Source organism: Hymenobacter sp. DG01 (assembly GCF_006352025.1).
Taxonomy (GTDB): Bacteria; Bacteroidota; Bacteroidia; order Cytophagales; family Hymenobacteraceae; genus Hymenobacter.
Genome location: NZ_CP040936.1, coordinates 4,034,027 through 4,060,496, shown reverse-complemented (window position 1 = coordinate 4,060,496; position 26,470 = coordinate 4,034,027). Strand labels below are relative to the sequence as shown.

Here is a 26,470-nt window from a genome sequence, read left to right as displayed (position 1 = left end):
ATAACCGGCACCCGATTGAAAGCAAAACGCCCGGCCAAAAACCGGGCGCTTGCTGGAAAGGAAAGCTAGATTACATTGTCGCGGCTGATGAGGAAGGGCACACAGTCGCGGATGTCCTGCTGGCCGAGAATGAACCGGGCTACGCGGGCCATGCCTACGCCAGCCCCCGAGTGCAGCTTCACGTCGTGCTCTTTGTGGAAGTTGAGGTACGAGTTGAAGTCTTTCAGCTTCATGCCCTGGCGCAGCAGGCCTTGCAGCATCGACGACTTGAGCAGCTTGTCGGCATCGGAGTCCCGCTCCGCCAACCCGGCCAAGTCGCTGGCCAGAGGCAAGAACATCGTGCGGCCTTTATGCTCAGCCACACTGAACAGGGCGGCGGTGTTTTCCATCCACTTGAAGGCAGTGCTCAGATTCACGTTGCAGGTGGCAGCAGGAGCGGCGGCTACCATCTGCTGGGCGAGGGTGACGCTGTCGTTCATGGGTTTACCAGCATGAGCGGTGAAGGATTAGAAAATGTAGGGGTGGGCACTGGTTTTGCCTAGCCTTATCGAGCCGACAGGACATAAAAAAACCGCTTCGATAACCGGAGCGGTGAAAGCGGCAAAACCAATAAAAACGAAAGAATCAACGGGGAGAACAACCTTCCGGTCATCTCGCAGGGCGCTTTCGTGAAAGGTCCCGCGCTTCTTCAATGGATGTTGATTGAGGTGAAGCACGTCGCAAAAGTACCAGTTGCTACCTGCCACGCAACAGACGCCATATTACCTTTGTGTTATCAAAATATTACGCTTCCCTCCCCCTCCGGCCAAGGCAAGCCCCCTGGCGCGCGCCACATACTAGTGTTTTTCAGATGAATACATTTTTATTTTTCACTAACTGATTGCTCGTGTCTGGTCCTGTATTTGCTGCTCTATCATCCCGCACTTATCTGCTCAACTAATAATTTCAAGCTTAACCATCGGAATTATACAAAAACCTGCGCTTACTGCCTTATTAAGGCATAAGTACTACGAGCCTAAGCGGTAAAATTCAGTTTACGGCTTATATCCTGTGCTTATAGGATTAAACCTTCAATGATCGTTTTCGGTTGTTTTCACGTTTTCTTAACATGTTTATAATCATGTTATTTATCCCCGGCCGCTAAGTACTTATTATCTTTGTGCTACAGGTCTTTTTTCCTTCCTTTTCTAGATTTCTTCTCCTTCTGCTATGAAAAAAGTACTACTAGCTTGGCTACTGACCGGCGCATTGGCGTTGGCACCGGAGGCGTGGGCCCAGAGCGATGCGCCAACCACCATTGAGTACAGCGAACGAGTACCGGCGGAGGGAGCCGGCAAAACAGCTCTCTACCAGCGGGCGCTCGACTGGAGCCAGAATAAGTTTGCGTATAAGCCGGTTTCGGGACTGAAGACGGAAGAAGGGACCGGGGCCGTGCGCATGACCGGAACCAGCAAGCTGAAGCGAGTTGACAACAAAGGCAAGGACCAGGAGGTAGCCGTGCTGTTTGACTTCGTGTTTCGGGCCAACGACAATGGCTACGAGTATAGCGTAAACTCCTTCCGGGTGGTGCCGGACCCCAAGCAGCCTACCCAGGTCATTTCGTTTGATGAGTATCGGTCGGAGCTGCGCGCCGACAAAAGCAACGAGCGCACCCACAACGACCGTCGGCTGACGGCCCAGGCGGTTTCCCTCGCCAGCGAGGCCGCCATGTCGTTCCGCTCCTACATGAATAGTACGCCCGCCGAGGGCCATATTGGGGTAGCCGGAGGCGAAAACTAGTTTTTGCTACCCCCATGAAATAGGGCCGGGCTTGCAGTACATAAGCTGCAGGTCCAGCCCTATTTCTTGGTAGTAGCAATAGTATCTGCAAGCGGCCTCCTCGGGCAGAGCACCGGCAACGCAGGTTCGGCCACCAGGCCATAGTGCGCCAATACCGGTACCCAGCTAATTTCCCTTAATGGGATTTATTACCTTATTAGCCGCCGGTTGCCTGCGGCTTACAAAAGCGAAAAGCCGCGTTGCAGCGCGGCTTTTCAATTATTCCAACTCGCATTTCCTTCCTCACTTCACTCATCACAAAAATAACGTGAGGGCGCTGCTAATGGCGTCTGAAGTAGACTAATATCAGCAACCAGAGGACAGATGCGCGGTTCTACCCGGTAAGGAGAGGTAGGAGGCTCGTTGCCGGGGTAGGCGCAAACACCCCCCCCCCCCATGAGGCCGGAGGTTTTGCATTTTCAGAAGGGTAGCTAACTCAGCTGGTGGGGCCGTTATCAACGCGGGCCTCCACCACGCTCTGCACCGAAGTGGATACCGCCGACAACAGGTCGTAGCCGGTGGCAGCCTCAATGGCATCAACCGTAGTGCGGTACGAGCCCCAAGTAGTCAGCAGGGAGTTGTTGTTGGGGGTGTTGATGGCGATAACGCGGGTGCTGCTGGTTACGCGGGCAGCATCGCCGGAGCCGTTGGGCAGCACTACAATCACTTTCCATACCTGGGCCGGAACGGTTACCCGGCCGGCATCGAGGGTGGTAGCATAGCCGTTGGAGCCGGTGCCGCCTTTGCCGTAGCTACCGCAGATGATGTACAGCTCGTTGCCGGCATCTACCAGGGTGCGGCAATAGTTCTCGAGCCCGGCCCAGGTGCGCTGGTTGTTGTTGGGCGCCTGCGGAATCATGTTGCTCATCAGGAACGTAGCCGAGTTGTCGGCCACGGAGCCTGTACGATCGGCGGAGGGGCACTGGTGGCCGCGGTCAAACCCCGAGCCCGTGTAGCTGGTGCTCGTGGGGCGGTACCAGCCGGAGGGCAGCGTGTTATCGGGGGCGAAATTGTCCTGGCGAGGAGTGCTGCCCAGCCAGGCGCTGCTCAGGTGCCAGCTTACCCAGTTGGGCGTGCCCCGGTCGCGGTGGTACGACATGGCGTACTGTGTCTTCGACACGAGGTAGTTCCAGTAGTTGGCCGTGTTGGCCGTGGCGCCACTGGGGTTGCCCATGGTCAGGTGGCTGTCGCGGGTGGCGGTAGCATTGGCAGACTGCGGGACGGCTACGGGGGTAGCGGTGGGCGCTACCTCGTTTTTAGAGCAGGACACGACGCAGCTGGTCAGCAGGGCCAGGCCTAGTACACGGGAAAGGGTGCGGTACATGGAGTAGGGTGTTGTGGTTGGATGGGAATGGGAAAAGAGCGCTTAGGTGGTTGCCTGGCAGAGCAAAGTTGGATGGTAAAAGCCAGCCTAAGGTTACCGTAATATTATCATTCTCCCGAAACAATACAATTAAGCCTTAATCTTATACAAACCCATTATCTAATGATTGTACTATATAGGCCCACTTATAAAGGAAGAAGCCCCGCTGACCTGCAACAGCGGGGCTTCTTCTCCAAGAACAATAGAACAAAAAAATGATAGAGTAGGGATAAAGGATAAAGATTAGCGGCCGTTCACGACTAGCCGTTGCGTGGCAACGCGCTGACCGGCGGCATCAGCCAGCACTACCTGGTAAAGGCCGGCATGCAGCCGTAAGGAGGTAAGACCCAACACCTGCTGCGTTACTTGCTGGCGGTTCACTAGTGCTCCCTTCATGTTGTACACCAATACGTGGTAGCTCCCTTCGGCCAGGGCCGGCAGCTCAGCCCGGATAATATCAGAGGCGGTAGCCGGATTGGGATAAACCGCGAAGACAACCGGCGCCGTGCGCAAGCGCACCACCGCCACGGACGAATAGACCTCCGTACCGTCCCGATCTACCTGCCGCAGGCGGTAATAGAGGGTAGGGGCGTCCAGCGCTCCGGCCGTGGCATCCAGCAGGGTGTAGCGCTGCACCGAGGAAGAGGAGCCTGCGGCGGCTACCTGCCCCACGGCCTCGAAGCCGGTAGCGGCCTGCACGGAGCGCTCCACAACAAAGAAGCTGCTGTTTAGCTCGGTAGCGGTTTGCCAAGCCAGGCTGACCCCGGCACCGCTCGGACGGGCAGTAAAGCTGGTCAGCTGCACCGGCAGGGGTCGGGGCACGGTAATCGTGGAGGGGAAGCCTGTAGGACGGTCCTCGGCGAAGCCATAATACACTTGGGTGTTATCAAGCAGGCTTATGCCGTTGGTCAGCTCTATTTCAACCCAGTCGAAGTCGCGGGTGGTTAGGAAGGATACTTCCTGCCGGCCATCGGCTAACAGCTCCACATTCAGCAGGGAGCTACCCACGGCGCTTTCAACCAGCTGAGCCCCATCGGTGCTGCCGGCAGTGGTGCCGAGCGCACCCGTGTACGTATTGATCCGGACGTTGGAGAGCAGGCGCGCATCCAGCAGGCCCGAGCCAAGGCCCAGTAAAGCCCCCGCTACGTTGCCGGCCCGGCCGGGCCCGTCGAGACGAAGCTTAAGGCGGGTAGTTCCGCCTACGCTCAGGCCAGTGCGTACGGTAGCATAGTTGTTTTTCAGGTCGTTGTCGGCCGCGTTCTGGGGGTTAGTCACAGAGCAGTTCACGCACACTAGGCTACCGTTTACCTGATAGTTACCGGCGGGGTCCACAAACTCCGATAGCCGGGGATCCAGGTCACGGAATACGCGGGGCTCTACGCCAAAGCCATAGTACACGCGCAAATCGTCGAGGGCGCTAAGCAGTTTGGTTTGCTGAATCTCGACCCGGTCGAAAGGCTTGGTAGTAGGAAAGCTGACGTTATACTGCTGGTTGCCCAGCACCTCCAGGTTCAGGAGGCTGGCTCCCGCCCCCGACTCCTGGACAACTCCGCCCAGGTATGTTGTCACCCGCAGGCCTTCGAGAGCCTTTACATCCAACAGGCCGCCGCTGCCCAGTACAAAACCAGCCTGATAGCCACCTGGCGCTGTGCCCTCCAGCTGAGTGCGCAGGGTAGTAGGGCAGCTTACATCCAGCAAGGAGCGCATGGTGGCGTAGTTGGTCAGGTCTTTATCCACAGCGCTCTGCGGATTGCTCACCCGGGAATTGACGCACACACTAACGCCGTTGGTTATTACTTCTGTGCTGTACGCGCTAGGTGCCGGATTCTCAAAACGAGAAACGTAGCCATTGGCGGTATTTATTACGTTGGCATCAATAGCATAACCGTAATACACTTTCAGGTCGTAGCCCAGGCTCAACACGGATGCGGCTTCTACCTCTATCTGGTTGAAGCGCTTGGCAGCCACAAACTCCAGCCGGATTTTGCCGGTGTTGCTACCCAACAATGTACTGGCCAGATTAACATCTACCGGGTGCTCCTCCTGCAGCGTTACCGTGGTGCCGGTTTTCAAGTAGGTTCTGACTACCACAGCATTAGCCAGGCTTAATCCTAAGAGACTCAGGGCTTGGCCATCACGCTCTACTACCACACCGGCCCGGTAGTTGGCCGGAGCAATATCGGTCAGGTTCATGCGCAGCCGCACGGAGCCCGTCAGCAGGGAGGCCGGCACATCCATGGTGGCAGCCGAGTTAAAATCACTGTCGGTGGCCAGCTCTGGGTTCGATATGTTACCGAAACAGGTCGTGATGCCTAGTACCGTAGTGCAGCTGCGCGTAAAGCTTGCGCCCTCTTTGCCGGTATTAGTGTAGATAGGGGCACTAGCTGCCCAACCGGCGCGGGCTCCGAAGCATAGCAGAACAAGCGCCACCAGCAGTGGCCGTCCAAGAAGGAGAGAGTAAAGTGGCTTCATGGCAGGGGCAATACGTTGATAATCACGACAGTTAAAGCGGTGATTTCAGCATATCAATTCGCCCGCCAGAGTGCCAGCCGATCATCAAATTATTGATAGCCAATGACTTATTACTAAAATAAAAATGATATATTGTCCCATTCCGGGATTATTTTTCTAAAAAAGAGAAATTTTGGTATCCCCGTATTTCCCGCTTATACTCGCAGTCTTGCCCGTTTTTGCCCTCTCTTGAGCTATTGAAAACCCTCTGCACGAGAATTGCACATTCCTTATATGCTCCCTTTTTTGGAAAATCAGATTATATAGACTGACGCAGTTCCCGAGCATTCCCCTACTCTACTCCCATGAGCGTACCGTTACCTGTTTCCATCTTTATTGTCGAGGACAATGCCTGGTATGGTGAGCTACTTGAATACAAGCTGGCTCAGAATCCAGATTATTCCATCCGCCGCTTTACCACTGCCCAGGCCTGCCTGGATAACCTGAGCGACAAACCCGATATCATTACCCTGGACTACTCTCTGCCCGACGGCACCGGCGACCAGGTCTTGCGCCAGATCAAGGAACGCTTACCCGAGGTGGCGGTCATTGCTATTTCGGGGCAGGAGGATGTGCGCACGGCCATTGGTCTGCTGCGCCAGGGCGCGTATGACTACCTGGTAAAGGACGAGGAAACCGCCGACCGGCTGTGGAACACGGTGGGCAACATCCGCAAGCAGCTGGAACTGCGCCAGGAAAATACGCGCCTGAAGGAGCAGATTGGGCAGAAGTATGACCCGCAGCGAGCTATTCTGGGCGAAAGTGCCCAAATCAAGCAGCTGCACTCCCTCATCGACAAGGCTGCCCGCACTAACATCACAGTTTCTATTAGTGGGGAAACTGGCACGGGCAAGGAACTGGTAGCCAAAGCCATTCACTTCCGCTCCGACCGCCGCGACGCGGCCTTCGTAGCCGTAAACGTGGCGGCCATTCCGCGCGACTTGCTGGAGAGCGAGCTGTTCGGACACGAAAAGGGCGCCTTTACCGGCGCCATTGGCCGGCGCATTGGCCGCTTTGAGGAGGCGCATAAAGGCACCCTGTTTCTGGATGAAATTTCGGAGCTGGACCTGGGGTTGCAGGCCAAGCTGCTGCGCGTGCTGCAGGAGCGGGAAGTAACCCGGGTAGGAGGCAATTCCCGGATTCCCTTTGATGCCCGCCTGATGGTAGCCACGCACCGCGACCTGAACCAGGAGGTGAAGGAGGGCCGCTTCCGCGAAGACCTGTATTACCGCCTGCTGGGGCTGCCTATTATGCTGCCGCCCCTGCGGGAGCGGGGCCACGATATCCTGCTGCTGGCTAATGCCTTCCTGAAAGAGTTTTGCTCTCAGAACAACATGGTCCCCTGCTCGCTCTCCAGCCCGGCCCAGCAGAAGCTGCTGCAGTACAACTTCCCGGGCAACGTGCGGGAGCTGAAGGCCGTGGTAGAGCTGGCGGCGGTACTGGCCGAAAACGACCAGATTCAGCCCCAGGACCTACCCCTGCGCCACGGCCCCACTGATATGGCAGCCCCCGGTGCTACTACCAATGAGTCGTTGCGGGTGCAGATGGCCAACATCGTGCAGCGCTATCTGGATGCCCACAACGGAAATATTCTGCAGGTAGCGGCCAAGCTGCAAATCGGGAAGTCCACTATTTATCGTATGGTTCAGAACAACGAAGTGCGGATTCGCTGAAAATCCGGGCAAGTCAGTTAGCTACTATCCCTATGAGTTCTATCGGTACTCGTCACTTGGAGCGCCAGTTACGCCAGGCCCGCAAGGCCTGGCAGCGGGCCCAGGCCGACTGTGAAGAGGCCCGCCGCCAGGTGACGGAGCTCAGAGCCCGGACCTTGGCGGCGGCGGCCCAGGCTACGGCGCTGCTGGAAACCATGAGCACCGCCATTCTGGCCGAAGATCAGAACCGGATTATCACCCTGCTCAACCAGCGCCTTTGCGACCTGTTCGGGCTACCCCATCCGCCCTCCTACTACCTGGGCAAACACACCCTGGACCTAGTGCGGGAGGGCCGTATTTTGCGCCAGGATGAGCAGAGCAATCGGCAGCGGAACCAGCAGCTGCGGCAGGCGCAGCAGCGGGCAAGCGGCCAGTTGATTCCGCTGCAGAATGGCACCATTCTGCAGCAGGACTACCTGCCCATTGTGCAGAACGGTGTGACCATGTTGCATATCTGGAGCTACGAGGACGTGACCGTGCACCAGCGGGCCCAGCAGCGGGTGCAGGAGCTTTCCCGCCTGGCCGAGCAAAGTCCGCAGCCCATTATCCGGTTTAACCGCGAGGCCGAAGCCCAGTACGCTAATCCGGCGGCCACGGCCGTGCTAACGGCCCTGTACGAGCCCGGCAGCCTCGACAGCCTGAACATGCTGCGCCAGGAAATTGCCCAGACCCTGAGTACCGGCCAGCCCCGCACCGTGGAAAAGCGCCTCGGCGAAGAGTTTTACCTCTGGACCATTGCCCCCCTGCTGCAAGAGCAGGAAGCCAACGTGTACCTGACCACCATTACCGAGCGGCGGCGGGCGGAAGCAGAGCTGGTGCGCAGCCAGCTGTTCACGGCGCGCATCAACGACACGGTTCCGGACATTGTGTTCCTGTTCGATATGGACTTGTACACCGTGCTGTACTGCAACCGCCAGGTTGAGCTCATGCTGGGCTATACCGAAGAGGAAATCCGGGAAATGGGCTCTCAGCTACCCCAGCTGCTTATTCATCCGGAAGACCTGGCCACGGTGCGCCGGAAACAATTTTTTCTGCAGAACATGGGCGAGGGCCAGGTGTCCACGTCGGAGTACCGGTTTCAGCACCGCAACGGCCAGTGGCGGTGGCTAAGCCTCAAAAGTACCGCCTTCACGCGCCACCCCGATGGCACCGTGTGGCAGATAGTGGGCTCGGCGGCCGACGTGACAGAGCGCCGCACCACGGAGGAAGAGCTGCGCCAGAGCCGCCTGTTCGTGGAACGCATCACGAACACTACCCCCCACCTGATTTACATCTACGATGTAAAAACCCAGACCAACGTGTACTGCAACCGCTTTATTGAAACGATGCTGGGCTACTCCGAGCACGAGCTGCAGGGCATGCGCCAGAGCATGCTGCGTCAGCTTATGCCGGAGTCGGAGCGGGAGCGGGTGCTGCGGCACTTTGAGGAGGTAGCGCGGGTAGCCGACGGGCAGATTCTGCACCTGGAGTTTTTCCTTTACCACCGCAACGGCTCCATCCGCTGGCTGCGCATCAGCAATACGCCGTTTGAGCGCAATGAGCGCGGCCAGGTACAGCGCATCGTGGGCTCGGCGGAGGACATTACCCGCTGGAAAATAGCCGACGAGCAGCGGCGTTCCGCCAACCGCCGCCTGGCCGAACAGAACCGCCTGTTCCGGCAGGTAATTGACACGGTGCCCAACCTCATTTACCTCAAGGACGGCAACGGCAATTACATTCTGGCCAACCAGGCCACGGCCCACCTCTACAATCTGGGCAACGACGAGCTGCTGCAAACCCCCGCCCCGCAGCTCCAGCAGATGTTTCCGGACCTGGTCCGCTACCGCGTGCAGGATGAGCGGGTTATCCAGAGCCGGCAGGAGGTAGCCCAGGAAGACACTTTCACCGATGCTCACGGCCAGATGCACTGGTTTCATACCATCAAGCGGCCCTTTGTGCTGGCCGATGGCACGGTACAGGTGCTGGGGGTTGATAACGACATTACGGAGCTGAAGCGCACGGGCCATGCCCTGCAGGAAGCCAAGGAAGCCGCCGAGCAGAACGCCCATGCCCGCCAGACCTTTCTTACCAATATGAGCCACGAAATCCGGACCCCCATGAACGGCATCATGGGGCTGGCGGAGCTTATGGCCAAAACGCCCCTTACCGACGAGCAGCAGCAGTACCTGCACCACATCCGCCACTCGGCCGAGCACCTGCTGGTGGTTATCAACGACATCCTGGACATGGCTCAGCTGGGGGCCGGGCGCGTGCGCCTGGAGTCAGTGCCCTTCGAGCTGACGGAAGTGCTGAAAACCAGTTGCCAGGCCCTAATGCCCAAAGCCGCCGAAAAAGGCATCAGTCTGCGCCTGCAGCTCCCGCCGGAGCCCACTACTTCCTGGGTGCTGGGTGACCCCTACCGCCTGCGCCAGATTCTATTAAACCTGCTCAGCAACGCCATTAAGTTCACGGATAAGGGCCATGTGCTGCTTACCTGCCGCTGCCTGAGCCAGACTCCTGATCAGCTGACCTACCAGTTTGCGGTGCTCGATACCGGCATCGGCATTTCGGAGGGGCAGCTGCAGCAGCTGTTTGAGCCCTTTACCCAGGCCGAGGCCAGCACGGCCCGCGAGTACGGGGGCTCGGGGCTGGGCCTGAGCATTTCGCGGGGGTTGGTGGAGCTGCTGGGCGGCGAGCTGACGGCCGAAAGCCGCTTGCACCACGGCAGTACCTTCCGGTTCGCACTGCGCTTTGGGGTAGCAGCGGCCCCGGCCCCCACGACGCCTACCCCCGCCCCGGAGTTTCAGCGTCTGCGGGGCTGCCGGGTGCTACTTACTGAGGACAACCGCGTAAACCAGCTGCTGGTGCAGGTTATACTCCGGAACTGGGGCATGGAAGTGCACACTGCTTCCTCAGGCCCCGAGGCCCTGACCCTGTTCCGCCAGCACCACTACGACGTAGTGCTCATGGACATACAGATGCCCGGCATGGATGGCATAGCCGCCTCCCGCCTGCTGCGCGAGCACCCCGATCCGGAGCGAGCGGCTACCCCCATCGTCGCGCTAACGGCTCACGCCATGCACGGCGAAGCGGAGCGCTACCATTCGGCTGGCCTTGATGGCTACCTTTCCAAGCCTTTCAAGGAAGAGGATCTGTTTCAAACCATTGCCGAGCTGATCTACCCCCAGGGCCTGCCCCAACCTCAACCTGAGGCCCCCCTCCCTACCCCTGCCCCCGAGCCCACCACTCCGCCCCTGCCCGCCGGAAAGCTCTACGACCTGAGCGGGCTGCGCCGGCTTTCCAACAACGACGAAAAATTTGTCCGGCGGTTGGCTACCCTGTTTATCAACACAACTCCGCCGGTAGTAGCTGAGCTGGAAAGCCACCTCCAAAACCGAAATCTGGAGCAGCTGGGGGCGGCTGCCCACCACCTGAAAAGCTCCATCGACGGGCTGCAGGTGCAGGCGCTCCGCACCGTGCTGCGCGACCTGGAAGCGGCAGCGCACGCCCCTGACACCGCCGAGTGGCCCGCGCTGCAGCGTGGCGTGGAGCAGGTACGCCAAACCGTGGACGAGGTGGTGCGGCAGCTTCGGCAGGAGTTTCCCGCGGAATAGCCTACCCCCTGGCCGCCCGGCAACCCCGCCAAAGTGGGGCCCGTGGTGTAATATGCAGCATGAACTCTGTTGCTGAAGCTTGCGCCCCGGCAGTGCATACCGTAGTGGTGGGGGCGGGTCAGGCCGGTTTGGCGGCGGCCTACTACCTGCGCCAGGCCGGGGTACCCTTTGTGGTACTGGAAGAACGCGCCGCTGTGGGTGAGGTCTGGGCCAGCCGCTACGATTCGCTGCGCCTGTTTTCGCCGGCATGGGCCAGCAACCTGCCGGGCCTGCCCTGGCCCGGCCCCGTCCGCCGTTACCCCACCCACCTGGAGGCTGCCGCCTACCTGCGCCAGTATGCCGCATACTTCCAACTCCCGGTTGAAACCGGGCAGCGCGTAACCAGCGTGCAGCCCGCGCCAGATGGCTTTCTGGTCCGGACGGCCGCTGGCCGCAGCATCAGCACGCGGCAACTGATTGTGTGCACCGGGCCGTACACGCACCCAAAGGTGCCCGCCTTCAGCCACCACCTGCCGCCGGCCACCCAGCAGCTGCACAGCAGCCACTACCAGCGCCCGGCTCAAATCAATGGCTCGGGACCCGTAGCAGTGGTAGGCAGCGGCAACTCGGCTTTGCAGATAGCCGCTGACCTGGCTACCGCTGGCCGGGAGGTGTACGTGGCGTTTGATGAGAAAACCCCGGCCATGCCCAACAACACGGCCATGTGGGTGCTACTGCTGGGCACCCACCTGCTGCAGACCGGCCGCAACTCGGTGGCGGGGCGCTTGCTGCGCAGCCGGCCCGAGCCCGTAGTTCGCCAGGACTTGCAGCGGCTGCGACGGCTCCCGAACGCGCACTTTATCGGGCGGGCGCTGGAGGCTACCCCCGCTGCTACCCTGCAGGGCCAGCGGGGCCTTACCCCACCCCTGGATGCCGTTATCTGGGCCACCGGCTTCGGGCCCGACTATAGCTGGCTGCAGGTGCCGGGCGCCCTCGGCCCCGATGGGCAGCCCCACCACGCGCGCGGATTGAGCCCGGTGCCGGGGCTGGCTTTCCTGGGACTGCCGTGGCTGCACAGCCGCCGCTCGGCCCTTATGGGCGGGGCCGGCCCCGATGCGGCTTATGTGGTGGCAGCCCTCTTGAAAAAGACATAATTATGCTGCAACTACCAAGCATGGTTTAGGGTTATACTTGTATCAGCTCAGCCGCGGATATCTACTGACAGACTTGCTGGGGGCTGGGCTTTCTTTTTCTCCTAATTTCTTTTTGTATGACGTTGCTTATTTTCTTCGGGATTGCACTAGCAACTGCCTTGCTTGCTCTCGACACGGTGAACAAAGTGAAAGCTATGCTGAAGCCGGTTCCGGTGCGCGCCAACAACGGCCGCTAACCCCGGGCTTCCTCCTTTCAATACCTAAGCGCCTCCGCCTGCCGCGGGGGCGCTTTTTGTTTATACTTTTCTGGGGCCAGCGTGGCCTCTGCTGGTGGCCGGCAACTGTCTGAAATGCAAAAAGCAGCCTAAGGGCTGCTTTTCTACACTCGACAGGAAAAGGCCAAGCGGCCCTCAGCTCAGCGAATAACGAGCTTGCGCATTTCGCTGGCGTTATCGGCCTCCAGCTTCACGTAGTATAGTCCGTTGGCGAATTTGCTCAGGTCGAGGGTGCGGGTTTCCCGGTCATTCAGCTCGCTGAGGGTTTCGCGGTACATTACGGAGCCAATCACGTTCAGCACGCGCAGCTCTACTTTGCGGCCTTCAAAACCATTGATAGCAATGTGCACAATGCCCGTGCTCGGGTTAGGATATACCAGCAGGGCTCTTTCCTCGGTGGCCGGGCGCGGCGCGGGTACGGACCGGGGCGCCGTAGGCTGGGCCGCCGCCGATGGCAGGCCCGACTGGAGGCCCAGAGCAAGCAGAACGAATAAGCCTAAATAGCGTAAGGGTTTCATCATACAGTGTGGTGGGAGGAACAGAATTGCGCCTGAGCGGAATGCGTATAAACGACAGACGCCGGTTTAGGTTAACAAAAGTAATAGGGGTTTTAACTACTTGGGTCAGAATATAACTCATCTTCGATAAAGCCCGGGCTTTTATCTTCTCTTCCACCTTTTTACTAGACGAAATAAGTTGGACGTTGTCATTATTGGCGGAGGCCTGGGCGGGCTGTGCGCGGCGCTGGACCTGCGCCAACGTGGCCACGCCGTTACGCTGCTGGAGCGGCGGCAGTATCCGTTTCACCGGGTGTGCGGCGAGTACATTTCCAACGAAGTGCTACCCTACCTGCACCGCCTGGGCCTTGATGTGGCGGCGCTGGCCCCGGCCCGCATCACCCGCTTTCAGGTTAGCTCCCCGGCCGGCCGGCTGCTGACTTCGCCCCTGGACCTGGGAGGCTTTGGCATCAGCCGCTACCAGCTGGATGCGTTTTTGTGTGCGGCAGCCGAGGCGGCGGGCGTGCTGGTGCGCCAGCAAACCAACGCGACGGACGTTGCGTTTGACCCGGCCACCGACCTGCACACCGTGGCCTTGGCCGGCGGAGGGCAACTGCAGGCCCGGGCCGTGCTGGGTACCTACGGCAAACGCAGCAGCCTGGACCGGCAGCTGCAACGGCCGTTTTTCACGCAACGCTCGCCCTACCTGGGCGTGAAGTACCATGTGCGCTACCCCGCCATGCCCCGCAACCTGATTGCCTTGCACAACTTTGCCGATGGGTACGCGGGTATTTCGGCGGTAGAAGACGACCGTTACTGCTTCTGCTACCTCACCACCCGGCGCAATCTGAAGGCCCACGGCACCATTCCGCGGCTGGAGGCACAGGTGCTGGCCCGCAACCCCCGCCTGCACCACCTGCTGGAGCACGCCGAGGTGCTGTATCCGCAGCCGGAGGTTATCAACGAAATTTCCTTTGCTCCTAAAACCTGCGTGGAAAACCATGTACTGCTTTGCGGCGACGCGGCCGGCCTGATTACTCCCCTCTGCGGCAACGGCATGGCCATGGCCATACACGGCGCCCAGCTGGCAGCCACCCACCTCGATGCCTTTCTGCGAGGCCGCATCAGTCGGCCGGCCCTGGAGGCCGCCTACCACCACGACTGGCACCACCACTTCGGGGCCCGGCTGCGGGTAGGGCGGGCAGTGCAGCAGCTGTTCGGCCAGCCCCTGCTGAGCGAGGTAGCCATTGCCGGACTGCGCCTGTGGCCGGCCGGCCTCCGGGCCCTGATGCGCCGCACGCACGGGCAGGCGTTTTAGTCCGGGCCGGGTCCATCTCATCCGTAATGCCTGGCTTGTGCGTACACCCTTCCTGGACCCTACCCCAAAAAAACGAACAGCACCCAGGGGGTATTTTGCGTAAACTGCACTGATGAGTAGCTACCTGTGTGCCATTGGCACGGCCAACCCGCCCCACCGTATTCCCCAACTTCAGATTGCCGACTTTATGGCCCGGGCCCTGCAGCTCGATGAGGGCGGCACACGTAAGCTGCGGGCCTTATACCGCGTTTCGGGCATTGGGCAGCGCTACACCGTGCTACCCGACTACGGCCGCGCCAACGGCAGCTTCGAGTTTTTCCCCAATACCGCCAACCTGGAGCCGTTTCCGTCGGTGGGGCAGCGCATGGCCGAGTACCGGCGCCACGCGCTGCCGCTTTCGGTGCGGGCGGCCCAGGACTGCCTACGCCAGGTGCCGGAAGCTACTACTGCCAGCATCACCCACCTGATTACGGTGAGTTGCACGGGTATGTACGCGCCGGGGCTGGATATTGAATTGGTGGCCGCCCTGGGGTTGCCTGGCCACGTACAGCGTACCTGCGTGAATTTTATGGGCTGCTACGCGGCCGTAAATGCCTTGAAACTGGCTGATGCTTTCTGCCGGGCCACCCCTGAGGCCCGCGTGCTGGTGGTGTGCACCGAGCTGTGTACCCTGCACTTTCAAAAGAGCACCGAGGAAGACCACCTGGTATCCAATGCCCTGTTCGGGGATGGCTCGGCGGCCGTGCTGGTGCAGGGCCGGCCGCGGGCCGCGGGCCCTAGCCTGGCCCTGACGGCTTTTCACTGCGGACTGGAGCCCGACGGACAGACCGATATGGCCTGGCACATCAACAACTTCGGGTTTGAGATGACGCTTTCCTCTTATGTGCCGCGCATGATTCAGCAGGGCATTGGGCAGCTTACGGCCCGGCTGCTGGCCGATTTACCGGTGCAGCTCTCCGATATCCGGGCGTTTGCCATTCATCCGGGCGGGCGCAAAATTCTGGAATCCATTGAGCAGGCGTTGGGGCTCACGACCCACGACAACCGCTTTGCCTACCAGGTACTGCGCGACTACGGCAATATGTCGTCGGCGACGGTGCTGTTTGTGATGCAGGAGCTGCTGCGCACGCTCACGCCTGCCGATGCGGGCGCCCCGGTGCTCAGCTTTGCCTTTGGGCCGGGCCTTACGCTGGAAGCCATGCTCCTGACTGTGGCCTGGGGAGCAGAGCCCCCGGCCAGAAAACGCGCCCTGGAACACCAGGCCCAAGCCACCGAAGTACTACCTGCCTGAGGCATACTCTCTGCATCACGCTTTTTCCTCCCCCCTGCCCGCTTTGTAGTATGCCCGATTTCCGCGTCCGTGCCACGGAAGAAGAGTTGATGGACGACCTGACCCTGGCCTCCGAGGAACTGCGGCAGAACCTGGACGAGCTGGAAACCATCAATACGTGGCTGGGCGGCTACGCCCCGGTGCTGGATGCCCTGGACCGCCTGCGCCCCCACTTCCCGGCCGGCCGCGCCCTGCGCCTGGCCGACCTGGGCAGCGGGGGCGGCGACACCCTGCGCCAGGTTGCCCGCTGGGCCCGACGCCGGGGCGTTGCCGTGGAGCTTACCGGCCTGGATGCCAACCCCTTTATGCTGGAGTACGCCGCCACCCGCAGCGCCGCCTACCCCGAAATCAGCTACCAGCAGGCCGATATTTTCTCCCCGGAATTTCAGCAGCAATCCTTTGACGTTCTGATGGCTAGCCTGTTCTGCCACCATTTCCCGAATGAGCAGTTGAGCCGGTTGCTGCGGCAGTGGCAGGCTCAGGCTACCCTGGCCGTTATCGTCAATGACTTGCACCGCCACCCGCTGGCCTACCACAGCATCCGGTGGCTGACGCGCCTGCTGGGCGGCTCCCGCCTGGTCCAGCACGACGCCCCACTTTCCGTAGCCCGCGCCTTCACGCGCTCCGAGTGGCAGCAGTTGCTGGCAGCCGCCGGCATTGCGCGCTACCAGCTCCGCTGGCGCTGGGCCTTTCGCTGGCAGGTGATAGTAGCGAATGAGTAAAGTGTGTCATGGCGAGGCACCGAAGCCATCCTTCCTGGCCAGCGTGCTACCCCCTTGAAACGTGACAAGCCCCTGACGTATGGTAGCGTCAGGGGCTTGTCTGTTTATCAGGCTTGTCACCACACAGAGAAGAAGGATGGCTTCGTCGTGCCTTCTCGCCATGACACACTTTACTCATTCACTATTTCACTCCCTACCCCCATAGCGCGGCGGCGGCGCGGAAGGTGTTGGCGTGGGCGTCCACGATGTCGGCGATGCGGGGGGAGTAGCCGCCGCCCATGCACACCACTACCGGCAGTTGGTGCTGGTGGCAGAGGCCGAGCACGTACTCGTCGCGGAGGCGGCAACCGTCGCGGCTGAGAGCCAGGTGGCCGAGCTTGTCGGTTGCCAGCACGTCAACCCCGCTGAGGTAAAACACGAAATCGGGCTGGTGCTGGTCGAGGAGGCGGGGCAGGGTTTCGCGCAGCAGGGCCAGGTAGGCCACATCGTCGGTACCATCGGGTAGGGGCAGGTCCAGGTCCGACTGCTCCTTGCGGTGCGGGTAGTTGCGGGCCCCGTGCATGCTGAAGGTAAAAACCCGCGGCTCGTGCCGGAAAATACTGGCTGTGCCGTTGCCCTGGTGCACATCCAGGTCCACGATGAGCACCCGCCCTACCCCCAGCTCGGGGTGGGCCAGCAGGTAGGCGGCAGCGGCGGCCTGGTCGTTGAGCAGGCAAAACCCCTCACCCCGATTATAGAAGGCGTGATGGGTGCCCCCGGCAATATTGAGGGCCACACCGTGCTGGCGAGCCCGGCGCGCGCACTCCAGCGTGCCACCCAGAATAGTGGTTTCGCGCATGATCAGCTCGGGACTCCACGGAAAGCCGGTAGCGCGCTCCTCGGGGCGCGTGAGCTGGCCGGCGCACAGGCGCTGGTAGTAATCGGCCCCGTGCACCCGTAGGATGTCTTCGTCGGGTGGGGGCTGGGGCAGGAAGAAGGCGCTTTCCGGCAGAATACCCTCGCGCAGCAGCTGCTCGGGCAAAAGCTCATACTTGAGCATGGGGAAGCGGTGGTTGGCCGGCAGGGGATGGGCGTAGCTTGGGGCCCAGGCAAGGGAAATCATAGGCCGCTAACCTACGCATCCGGCGGCAGATGGCCAGCCCGGTCCGCTTGGGGTATCACACAAAAATAACCGCCCTCTCAAGCGGTTATTTTCGGATTCGGGGGTTTTGACGTGGGGCGTACTGGGCTCGAACCAGTGACCCCTACCTTGTCGAGGTAGTGCTCTGAACCAACTGAGCTAACGCCCCGGCAAAACCTATTGGCGGCGGCCGTAAAGAGCCAAAGGTACTCTTTTGCAAAAGATAATTGCTCTTGGAGAGGTGCAAAATTTCCGCTTTCGCTACCGGGGGGCTGTAACCTTCTGGGCTGCCGTAAGTATAGCGGCTTACTGATGCTTGGCTGCGGCCGGTAGCTCATCTCTTCGCTAACTCCCTCCTCTCCTCTTATGAAACACTTTGCACTCCTGCTGGCTGGTTGCGCCCTGAGCGCCACGGCCCTGGCCCAGGCTCCTACCGAAGCTCCCCGCGTAAGCGGCCTGCGTTCCTCTACCGATTACGCTCCTGGCACCGGCAGCGACTCCCGCAACAACGGATTCGGCATTAAGGGGGGCTTTACGGCCTCCAACTTCCGCGGCGACGACAAGAAAAACTTCGGCAACGAGGGCATTTACAACACCTTCCACGCCGGGGTGTACGCCCAGTTCGGCTTCAACGACAAATTCTCGATTCAGCCGGAGGTACTGTACAGCCGCCAGGGCTTTAAGGGCGACAACCCCGCCAACACCTCGCAAACCGGTACCTACACTACTCGCCTCGATTACGTGCAGGTGCCCGTACTGCTGGTGTACAATTTCCTCGACAACGTGAGTGTGCACGTAGGCCCTCAGGCTTCGCTGCTCACCAAGGTGAAGGAAGGCGACCGGGAACGGAAAATTGCCGATGAAAACGACACCTACGGCTACAGCTACAACAGCCTCGACTACGGCCTGGCAGCCGGGGTAGAGGCCCGCGTAGGACCCGCCCGCGTGGGCGGCCGCTACACGGCTGGCTTCGCCGATATCATTCAGGACCAGAACCTGGCTAAAACCGGCAATACGGCCATTACCAACATCAAGAACGGCATGTTCCAGGTGTACCTGGGCATCGGTATTTCCAACTAGCCGCTCGCGGCCCGTTTATTTAGCAAAAAAGGAAGTCTGCTCAGGCTTCCTTTTTTTGTGGTAGAAATACAGCCTGTTTGCTGCTCTTCCCGCACATGTTCCTACTCTTTCCCGCAGCCGCGCTGCCCGGCATCAACCACGCCCGCGAACTTCTGGCCGAGCGTGGCATGGCCGTGCTGGGAGCCTGGGCCCTGCTCAACCTGGTGGTTAGCGGCTACTATGTGGCCCGCACCGATACTCGCTCGGAAACGCACCACTTCCACCTCATGAACGTGGGCTGGAACGTGGTAAATGCTTTGCTGGCCGTGTGGGGCATTCTGCAGGCGCATCCGCAGCAGGTGGCGAGCCTCACCCTGGCCGAAAGCCTGAGCGCCCAGTTCAGCTTCGAGAAGATTCTGCTGCTGAACGTGGGGCTGGATGTGGCTTATATCTGCGTCGGCAGCTGGCTCCGCGCCCGTGGCGCGCTTCCCGCCGCGTCCCGCCCCGAGCGACTGGCCGGCTTCGGGCGCTCCTTGTGGCTGCAAGGAGGGTTCTTGCTGCTCTTCGACGCGGGCTTTTATTTCCTGTATCATCAGTACGCCCCTGAGCTGCTACAACTCATGCCCTGAGTGCAACATGGCTATGGTCCGATGGGCGTACTGCCTGACCGGTTTCGTTGCTGAACGTCAGCCCGGAAGGGTTGAGGCGCACGGAGGGGGTAGGCCGGCACTGTTCTGGCGGCGTGGGTGGCCTACCCCCTAATAAACGCTCAACGCCCCGACTACCTGCATGGTGGCCGGGGCGTTGAGCGTTTATGGGCGGCAGAAGCTGCTAGGATTTCCCCACCAGAGCTTCCTTGATTTTGTCGTTGAAGTTGGGGATGTCCTGGGGGTTGCGGCTGGTAATGAGGTTGCCATCTACTACCACCGTCTCATCAACCCAACGACCGCCGGCATTTTTGATGTCGGTCTGGAGGCTGGGCCAGCTGGTGAGCTGTTTGCCGCGCACGGCATCGGCCTCAATCAGGGTCCAGGGGCCGTGACAGATGGCGGCCACGGGCTTACCGGAACGCACAAACTCGCCCACGAAGCTTACCACCTCGGGCTTGGTGCGCAGCACGTCGGGGTTCATCTGGCCGCCGGGCAGCACCAGGGCGTCGTAGTCGGCCACTTTTACCTCCCCAATTACTTTGTCCACATCTACATTACTGCCCCAGTCTTTTTTGTCCCAGCCCTTAATCGAGCCGCTTTTCAGGGAAATGACGTGGGTTTCGGCGCCTTCGCCCTCCAGAAACTTCTTAGGCTTCTCCAGCTCCGACTGCTCGAAACCGTCGGTGGCGACAATGGCTACTTTCTTACCTTTCAGGTCGTTGCTACCAAAAATACTCATGTTATATCAGGTCAGGTGATGAAAAAAGCCAGAGCAACGCGGGTTGCTCTGGCTTTGGTTAAACGGGCGCCTTGCCGGGGAGTTAGCGCATCATTTTGGCATTACGGCTCAGTCCAACTCGTTTCGCTCGCGCTTGAGCTGCTTGCGCAGGCGGCGCACCCGATCATCGAAGCCGTCGGGGTCGTAGCTGACTTCCTCCACATCCAGCCCTTCCAGCATGTCCATCAAGGCATCGGAGTGCTCGGTGCGGGTGCCGCCGGGCACTTTCACAAAGGCCATTTCTGACCATAGCACGGCTTTCAGGCGCTGGCCGTCCTCGCTCAGCATCTGCATTTCCACTACCAGGTTCGAGTTGTCGAAGTGAATCAGCTGGGTGCGGATGCGCACTACCTCGGCGTGATTGGCGGGGCGCAGGTAGGCTATGCAGTGCTTGGTAATCACCCAGCTGGCGCCCAACTCCCGGGCCACTTGCCCCAGGTTCAGGGCGTAGTGCCGCAGGGTATGCTCTTCGCGGGCATTGAGAAAGTAGTCGAGGTAGCGGGCGTTGTTGAGGTGGCCCAGCATGTCACAGTCCTGAAACTGAATGCGGTGGGTGGTTTCGGGCGTTTTAATCAGAGAAGAAGCCATGAGGAGAACAGGCAGGTTGAAGGCCCTAAGGTAGGCAGGTGAGCCCGGCTGGGCTCTGATGCCCTTACCTTAGCGGAGCTTGCCGGGCAGAGGAAAGGCATCGGCTACTACTACGTGCGGGGCGGGCTTACGGGCGTCGGTGGGGCTATCGAACACCACGAGCACATGGGTTTCGTCGAGCAGGGCCATGCCCTCGGCTTTGTCCTGGCCGGCGGTGGGCCCGGAGCCGTGGGGAACATCAAAGAGGCGCTCCAGCTTATCGGGCCCGATGAGGCTGTCCTGGGGCATGCGCAGGGCCTCGGGCCAGCGGTACACGGCAATGGTGCCATCCAGGTCCATGGTGGGGCCGGCCAGCAGCAGCAGATCGGGGCCGCACTGGCGCAGCTCGCGCACGCCCATGCCGCCCAGGGCCAGGAAGTGCTTTTTGTAGTAGGTTTCGGTGGCGCCGGGCAGCTCGCTCAGGCGCAGGCGGCCGTGCTTGTCCTCGCGCGGAAGCAGCTCCAGCACTATCGCCCAGCCCCGCAGCACCGGGCCGCGCAGCCCCACAAACACCCGTCCATCGGGCGCCACCGAAAGCCCCTCAATATCGAACCCGTTATCCTTACCCGGAATGGTCAGGAAGGGCTTCAGGTGGGGGTCGTTGGCGAGCAGGTCGCGCAGGTCATTGGAGTCGTCGGTGAGGCGCAGCTGGGCCGCGCGCAGAGTTTGGGTAGGGTCGGTGGGGTGCGGGGCCTCGCGGCACAACTCGTAGTTGCCGGTAGCGGGGTTGAGCAGCATAGGCACACGGGCCAGCAAGTAGCGGTTGGCTTCCGATTTCACCTGGGCCAGCCGCCCGATTTCTTTGGCGGGGTCCGGGCCCTCGGCATCGGGCTTTTTGCGGGCCAAGCTGTGCGAGCCCACCAGCCAGAGGTAGTGCTCGCCCTCGGCCATGCCTTCAATATCAATTTCCTCGGTTTTGTCGGAGGGCAGGTCCAGCAGCTCCGTCAGCTCGTAGGAGCAGTGCTGCCCAAATTCGTGGGGGCCTATCAGGCGCAGCCGCTCAATGGAGGTCCGCTCGTCGCAGCTCACCCAGAGGTTGTCGCCGGTGCGCAGCGTGGAGGAAAGCCCGTCGCGGACGTGCTTGCCGGCGGTGTTCAGGCTGAGCTTGGGATTAAACCGAAGGGTATAAGGCTGGCGGCGCGGCATACGAAGGCGAGAAAGGATACAGAAGTTTGTGGCAAACGCACCCGGCCGCGTAAGGTTGAGCCCCGCCCTACCCCCCGCAGTGCCGCCGCACCTGCTCCAGCTGCCGCACCACGTCGCGGGCCACGGCCTCGTCGGGGGTGTATAGGGGTAGTTCCAGGGTAGTGGTGTTGGTGCCGGACCCGTCTTTGGTGGAGCGCTCCCGCTTTATTTTCACCTCGAAGTAACGCCGGTTGGTTTTCTCATCGAGGGCTGGGGCGTAGGTCAGGGAGGTAACCTGGCTCCACTCTACCCCCAGCTTCAGCTCAAACTCCACCTTATCATCCGATTCCACGGCCCAGTCGGCCCCGTTCTTCTGATGGCTCACCAGAAAAACCACAGCTTCGTCTGGCTTGCCCTCGGTGCGGTGCTTCCGGATGATCTGGGTAAAGTGGCAGCCATCGAGCACGGCCCGCACTTCGGTTTCTGGCGCTGCCGGGTTGCGCATCAGTTGGTTTAGCCGCTTGGCAAGGGCTGCGTTAGAGGATGCTGTTTGGGCGGAAGCAGCCGAAGCAGCCAGCAGGGCCGCCGCCAGAAGTAACGTTTTCATCAGGCTCTAAGCAGTAAAGAGGACAAGCTGCCCACTGTCCTTCAGCAGGCTCTCACTCGGCCAGATGTCACTCATACCAAAAGGGTTGCCTGGGAAAGGTAAATAGTGAAGTGTGTCATGGCGAGAAAATACGACGAAGCCATCCGTCCTCTCTGTGTGATAAGCCTGATCAACAGACAAGCCCTTGACGCTAGTACAGTCGTCAAGGGCTTGTCACGTTTCAAGGGGGTAGCACGGTGGTCAGGACGGATGGCTTCAACACTGGCTTGATGCGCCACATGCTCGCCATGACACACTTCACTCATTCACCGTATCACCGCTACTGGGCTTTGCGGGCCTGCATCTGGGCTTGCACCTGGCGCTGCTTGGCTTTGAGCTGCTTGTACTGGGTAACCGTCAGGATGGTCTGCAGCTCCTGGTCGGAGGAGGCGTTGATGCGCTTCAGCTCAGCCAGCAGGGCGGGCCGGTTGGAGCCCAGGCGCTGTTTGGCGGCGTTGGCCTGCTCGGTGGTATTGGTGAAGACGGCCCGCACCTTGCGGCGCTGATCAGCGGTGAGGTTGAGCTCTTCCGTGAGCACATCGGTCAGGTCGCGGGCGGCGCTGGAGGCCACTACGGGCGCGGGCGCCGGGGCCACCGGCGTGGCCTTGGCGGTAGGAATGTTGGCTTTGTTGCGGCGGGCGCAACCGGCCAGCAGACTAGCTACCAGCGCGAGAGCAAGGGGGAAACAGGAGGGGTACATACGGCGCATAGGAAAGGCGTGTGCTCTCCCTACGCGAAAAATGCGCCAATGGCTATACTCTCCCCGGCTCACTGGCCACCGCCGCCCGCTCCACGACCGGTTCGGCCTGTAAGCTGGCCTTCAGATGCTGGGCCGTATGGTGGGCCAGGGCCATAATAGTGAGCATGGGATTTACGCCGCTGCAGGCCGGAAACGCCGAGGCGTCGGCCACGAACAGATGCCGCACATCGTACAGCTCGCCGGTAGGACTGGTGGGGTGGGTAGCGGCATTGCCACCCATGCGGCAGGTGCTCATCTGGTGGGCGCTGTAGAGGCCGAACTGGTTGGCTTTCCAGCTGAGGTAGGGCAAGCCGGCCAGCACCTCGGGGTTTTGCAGCTGGCCGTTTTCGGCGTGTAGGGTAGGCAGGGTGCCGTGGGGTAGCAGTACGGTGTGGGCCCCGGCCGCTACGTGCACCTCGGCGGCGGCCCGCACTCCCCGCAGCAGGTGACCCCGGTCGTAGTCGCTGAGGATATAGTCGATGCAGGGCGCGCCGTGCCGGTCCACCGAAACGCGGCCGCCGTCCCGGTCCCGGGTCAAAACGATAAACGAGCCCAGGTGAGCCGCCTGCTGCATCAGCGCCTTGTGCTGCTGGCCCGAGCGCCAGGGCAGCACCATGGCCATCAGGCCGGGGTGGGCGGGCGGCGTTTCCAGCTTCACGCCAAAGTTGCTACCCTCCAGGCGGGTAAACGCATCATTCACCACCGACATCATGGGCCCGTGCCAGGGTTCGATGCGCTGCCGGTACAGCCCCGAAACCGCTACCGTAGGGTGCAGATGCAGGTGTTGCCCCAGGTGGGCGTGCCGCAGGCCGCTGCGCAGCAGCAGGGCCGGCGTCTGGATGGAGCCTGCCGCCACTACCACCCGCCGGGCCCGCACCGTTACGCGCACCGGGCGGCCATCGGCGGTGGTATGCACGGCTTCGGCGCCGGTGGCCCGGCCATGGGCCAGGGTAACCCGCGTAACGGCCGTGCTGCAGAGCAAGCGGGCGCCGTGGTCGAAGGCGGTTTGCAGATAGGTATTGAGGGTACCCTGCTTGATGCCGTGCCGGTCGCCGAAGCCGCTGTACCCCAACCCGCAGAAGTGTTCCTCCGAGCTGGTAAGGCCTTTCTCATTGCGCGGAATCAGCTTTACGTCCTGCCCCAAAGCCCGGGAACCGTCCCAGAGGGCCTGGTTCTGGCCGTTGTGGCGGGGGTAGGCGGTGTTCACACCCAGGGCCTCGCTCACGGCTTCCAGGCTGCGGCTGAAGTCGGGGCCGGTGAAGTGGGGCACTTGGTGTTCCCGGGCCCATTCCTCGCGCACGTAATCGGGGGTACGGAAAGCACCGGCCCAGTTGACGGTGGTGCCGCCACCCAGGCAGGAGCCGGCCAGCAGGGCAATGCCCCCGTCCTGAGTGCTGAGGCCGCCCCGGGCCTCGTACAACTCTCCCAGCATGTCCACTTCACGCTGGGTGAAGTCGGGCCCGTGGAAGTAGGGGCCTTTTTCCAGCACCAGCACATCATGACCCGCGGCGGCCAGCTCGCCGGCCACTACCCCGCCACCGGCTCCGCTCCCAATCACCAGCACGTCGCAGTCGTAGTGCGCGTCCTGGGTGGGCTGCAGGGTCCGGATGGGCTTTTCGGCGGCCACGGCGGGGTCGGGTACCTGGGGGCCAGGGTAGCCGATGTGCTCCCACACAAAATTGCCCTGCTCCGGGGTAGAGCCACCATAAAACAGAAACACAAACAGCTTGCGCAGGGCCTGGAACCCTTTGCGCAGCTGGGGCACGTTGCTGGCAGCCCAGCTTTGCAGCAGCTTCTCGCGCTGCTCCGGGGCCAGGCGCCCAAATGGCCGCAGAGGCCCGAACCACGTCAGGCCCAGGGCAGGCGTATCCAGCAGCTGCAGCAGCTGCAGAAACTCCTGCCGCGTGCCGGCCGACTGCGCCTCTATCAGCCGGGCGGCCTTGGTCAGGTCCACGCCGGCCGAGCCACACCGGGCCCAGTACGCAGGGTCGGGCGCACCAGCCGGGGCCGGCAAAGCCGGAATGAACGCATCAGCGAGGGCGCGGAGGGTAGCACACTGGGCTTCGGTGAACTGCATAGCGAAGTAGGAACGAACAGGTTGGGCCGGCATAACGCACTGGAGCCGCGCCGTAAAAGTTCGGCATTATTTCCCGAAAATGCTCGGCTTGCATACGAAGTTGAGTGAACAGGTGAAATGATGACTTCACTCTTCTGCATCATCTGTTTTGTAGCTTGTCTGTCAATTCTCTATTGATATGATCTTCCCTTGGCTACCCTTCTGCCGGATGTTATTGATAGGTAGCATACTGCAATGGGGTGTTATTGCACCCTGTTTTGCTACCTCTGCTCGCCTGTCTTCCTCAGCCTCCGTCAGTCTGCTGACGTGTGCGCCGGGCTCAGAAACCTACGCTTTGTTCGGGCACTCAGCCCTACGTATCACCGACCCCCTGCTTGGCCTGGACCAAGTATATAACTACGGCACCTTCGACTTTCAGACGACACATTTCTATTGGCGCTTCCTGCGGGCCGATTTGCGCTATTCTTTATCGGCAGTGCCCTTTCGGTCTTTTTGCCAGGGCTACAAGCAGGAAGGGCGCGGCGTACAGGAGCATCTACTGACCCTAACGCCCGCTGAAGTGCAACGAGTGTACGTGTGTTTGGAAACCACCCTACATTCTCCCGCCCGGTACTACCAGTACCAGTTCTTTGCTGATAACTGTTCTACCCGCCTTTTCGCACTTTTGGAGAACAACCTAGCAACGCCCTGGCACCTGGATTCGTCGCGGCTCGCTACCACTGCCACTTATCGTCAACTCCTAGCTCCTTACCTGACGGCAGCACCTTGGGTGAAGCTGGGCATGAACGTGGGATTGGGTCTGCCTACTGACCAACCTACCGTATTCCGGCAACGGCTTTTCCTGCCGTTAGAATTGCAGCAGGCCTTGGCGTGGGCCACCCGGCAGGGCCGCCCTCTGGTTGCCCAACAGCGTCAGCTATTACAGTCCTCGCCTTCTCCTGCTCAGCCAGTTGGAATTTCGCCGATCATCTTACTGCTTTCCTGGACAGGGGCCAGCTTAGTCATTTGGCGGTGGCCCAGCTGCCCTACGTGGCTATCTCGCCTGAACCGGCGAGTTCTGTTTGGAGTCGTGGGCTTGCTCGGCTGCCTGCTTACCGGACTCAGCCTAGGCTCCCTGCATGTGCCAGTGCACACCAATTACCAAGTGCTGTGGTTGCTACCAAGCCACTTGGTGCTCGCCCTAAGCAGTACGCGTCCGTGGTGGCGCTATTACAGGGCTGGCTCTCTGGCTTTGCTATTGCTTGGCGGTGTACTAGCCACCGCCTTAAGATACTGGCTTTTGCTCCCGGAAATGGCGCTACTCCTGGCGCTGCTGATGGGCCACCTGCTCCTGCTCCCCCTAACCAAGCCGGTTACGGGCAATTAGCTCCATCCCCT

21 protein-coding genes and 1 tRNA gene are annotated in these 26,470 nt (G+C 60.9%); 10 read left to right on the top strand and 12 right to left on the bottom strand.

The annotated features are described in order from the left end of the window. Positions 1–65: 65 nt before the first annotated feature. On the bottom strand, positions 66–479 hold the full coding sequence (locus tag FGZ14_RS17285; protein WP_139925441.1) for an amino acid--tRNA ligase-related protein: 414 nt from the start codon (positions 477–479) through the stop codon (positions 66–68). A gap of 730 nt (positions 480–1,209) precedes the next feature. Between FGZ14_RS17285 and FGZ14_RS17280 the strand changes: the two genes are divergently transcribed. Further along, positions 1,210–1,779 carry a DUF4468 domain-containing protein gene (locus FGZ14_RS17280; RefSeq protein WP_139925440.1) on the top strand — a complete coding sequence of 190 codons (570 nt, stop codon included), beginning with the start codon at positions 1,210–1,212 and terminating at the stop codon, positions 1,777–1,779. 475 nt (positions 1,780–2,254) lie between these two features. Here FGZ14_RS17280 and FGZ14_RS17275 read toward each other — a convergent pair whose 3' ends face one another. After that, on the bottom strand, positions 2,255–3,142 hold the full coding sequence (locus tag FGZ14_RS17275) for a DNA/RNA non-specific endonuclease (protein WP_139925439.1): 888 nt from the start codon (positions 3,140–3,142) through the stop codon (positions 2,255–2,257). A 282-nt stretch (positions 3,143–3,424) separates the two neighbouring features. After that, positions 3,425–5,653 (bottom strand): T9SS type A sorting domain-containing protein, encoded by a 2,229-nt coding sequence (locus FGZ14_RS17270; RefSeq protein WP_139925438.1) that lies wholly within the window; start codon positions 5,651–5,653, stop codon positions 3,425–3,427. A gap of 344 nt (positions 5,654–5,997) precedes the next feature. On the opposite strand from FGZ14_RS17270, the gene FGZ14_RS17265 reads away from it, so the two are divergent. The 3 genes from FGZ14_RS17265 to FGZ14_RS17255 are packed head-to-tail and all read left to right on the top strand — an operon-like array spanning position 5,998 to position 12,130. Beyond that, positions 5,998–7,365: a sigma-54 dependent transcriptional regulator gene (locus FGZ14_RS17265; protein ID WP_139925437.1), complete on the top strand. Its 1,368-nt coding sequence runs from the start codon at positions 5,998–6,000 to the stop codon at positions 7,363–7,365. A gap of 32 nt (positions 7,366–7,397) precedes the next feature. Then, positions 7,398–10,997 carry a PAS domain-containing hybrid sensor histidine kinase/response regulator gene (locus FGZ14_RS17260; RefSeq protein WP_139925436.1) on the top strand — a complete coding sequence of 1,200 codons (3,600 nt, stop codon included), beginning with the start codon at positions 7,398–7,400 and terminating at the stop codon, positions 10,995–10,997. A gap of 59 nt (positions 10,998–11,056) precedes the next feature. Beyond that, positions 11,057–12,130 (top strand): NAD(P)/FAD-dependent oxidoreductase, encoded by a 1,074-nt coding sequence (locus FGZ14_RS17255; RefSeq protein WP_139925435.1) that lies wholly within the window; start codon positions 11,057–11,059, stop codon positions 12,128–12,130. Positions 12,131–12,545: 415 nt separating this feature from the next. Here the strand turns inward: FGZ14_RS17255 and FGZ14_RS17250 are convergent, their stop codons facing one another. Next, positions 12,546–12,926 (bottom strand): T9SS type A sorting domain-containing protein, encoded by a 381-nt coding sequence (locus FGZ14_RS17250; RefSeq protein WP_139925434.1) that lies wholly within the window; start codon positions 12,924–12,926, stop codon positions 12,546–12,548. A 175-nt stretch (positions 12,927–13,101) separates the two neighbouring features. On the opposite strand from FGZ14_RS17250, the gene FGZ14_RS17245 reads away from it, so the two are divergent. The 3 genes from FGZ14_RS17245 (at position 13,102) to FGZ14_RS17235 (ending at position 16,272) form a co-directional block, all read left to right on the top strand. Continuing rightward, a complete protein-coding gene (locus tag FGZ14_RS17245) occupies positions 13,102–14,220 on the top strand; it encodes an NAD(P)/FAD-dependent oxidoreductase (RefSeq protein WP_139925433.1) in 1,119 nt (372 codons plus the stop codon). A 112-nt stretch (positions 14,221–14,332) separates the two neighbouring features. Further along, positions 14,333–15,511: a type III polyketide synthase gene (locus FGZ14_RS17240; RefSeq protein ID WP_139925432.1), complete on the top strand. Its 1,179-nt coding sequence runs from the start codon at positions 14,333–14,335 to the stop codon at positions 15,509–15,511. Positions 15,512–15,561: 50 nt separating this feature from the next. Then, positions 15,562–16,272 carry a methyltransferase domain-containing protein gene (locus FGZ14_RS17235; RefSeq protein WP_139925431.1) on the top strand — a complete coding sequence of 237 codons (711 nt, stop codon included), beginning with the start codon at positions 15,562–15,564 and terminating at the stop codon, positions 16,270–16,272. A gap of 193 nt (positions 16,273–16,465) precedes the next feature. On the opposite strand, the gene FGZ14_RS17230 is transcribed toward FGZ14_RS17235, so the two are convergent. Both FGZ14_RS17230 and FGZ14_RS17225 read right to left on the bottom strand, forming a co-directional pair. Continuing rightward, positions 16,466–17,374, bottom strand: coding sequence for a histone deacetylase (locus FGZ14_RS17230; RefSeq protein WP_139925430.1), 909 nt, complete (start codon positions 17,372–17,374; stop codon positions 16,466–16,468). A gap of 112 nt (positions 17,375–17,486) precedes the next feature. Beyond that, positions 17,487–17,561: transfer RNA gene (locus FGZ14_RS17225), tRNA-Val, on the bottom strand. 197 nt (positions 17,562–17,758) lie between these two features. Here FGZ14_RS17225 and FGZ14_RS17220 point away from each other — a divergent pair. Both FGZ14_RS17220 and FGZ14_RS17215 read left to right on the top strand, forming a co-directional pair. Beyond that, positions 17,759–18,472 (top strand): porin family protein, encoded by a 714-nt coding sequence (locus FGZ14_RS17220; protein WP_139925429.1) that lies wholly within the window; start codon positions 17,759–17,761, stop codon positions 18,470–18,472. Between the two features lie 95 nt (positions 18,473–18,567). After that, a complete protein-coding gene (locus FGZ14_RS17215; RefSeq protein WP_139925428.1) occupies positions 18,568–19,080 on the top strand; it encodes a hypothetical protein in 513 nt (170 codons plus the stop codon). Positions 19,081–19,282: 202 nt separating this feature from the next. On the opposite strand, the gene FGZ14_RS17210 is transcribed toward FGZ14_RS17215, so the two are convergent. The 6 genes from FGZ14_RS17210 to FGZ14_RS17185 form a co-directional block, all read right to left on the bottom strand. Continuing rightward, positions 19,283–19,840: a type 1 glutamine amidotransferase domain-containing protein gene (locus tag FGZ14_RS17210; RefSeq protein WP_139925427.1), complete on the bottom strand. Its 558-nt coding sequence runs from the start codon at positions 19,838–19,840 to the stop codon at positions 19,283–19,285. Positions 19,841–19,948: 108 nt separating this feature from the next. Then, the gene (locus FGZ14_RS17205; RefSeq protein ID WP_139925426.1) at positions 19,949–20,467 is read right to left on the bottom strand and encodes a thioesterase family protein; all 519 of its coding nucleotides are present in this window, start codon (positions 20,465–20,467) and stop codon (positions 19,949–19,951) included. Positions 20,468–20,536: 69 nt separating this feature from the next. After that, entirely contained in the window at positions 20,537–21,652 is a 1,116-nt protein-coding gene (locus FGZ14_RS17200; RefSeq protein ID WP_139925425.1) for a DUF3616 domain-containing protein, read from the bottom strand. A 67-nt stretch (positions 21,653–21,719) separates the two neighbouring features. Further along, positions 21,720–22,238 carry a hypothetical protein gene (locus FGZ14_RS17195; RefSeq protein WP_139925424.1) on the bottom strand — a complete coding sequence of 173 codons (519 nt, stop codon included), beginning with the start codon at positions 22,236–22,238 and terminating at the stop codon, positions 21,720–21,722. Positions 22,239–22,557: 319 nt separating this feature from the next. After that, complete coding sequence (locus FGZ14_RS17190; RefSeq protein WP_139925423.1) at positions 22,558–22,977, bottom strand: hypothetical protein; 420 nt, start codon at positions 22,975–22,977, stop codon at positions 22,558–22,560. Between the two features lie 52 nt (positions 22,978–23,029). Beyond that, entirely contained in the window at positions 23,030–25,093 is a 2,064-nt protein-coding gene (locus tag FGZ14_RS17185) for a GMC family oxidoreductase N-terminal domain-containing protein (RefSeq protein WP_180754396.1), read from the bottom strand. Positions 25,094–25,271: 178 nt separating this feature from the next. Between FGZ14_RS17185 and FGZ14_RS17180 the strand changes: the two genes are divergently transcribed. Continuing rightward, entirely contained in the window at positions 25,272–26,459 is a 1,188-nt protein-coding gene (locus tag FGZ14_RS17180; protein WP_139925421.1) for a DUF4105 domain-containing protein, read from the top strand. The last annotated feature ends 11 nt before the right edge of the window (positions 26,460–26,470 follow it).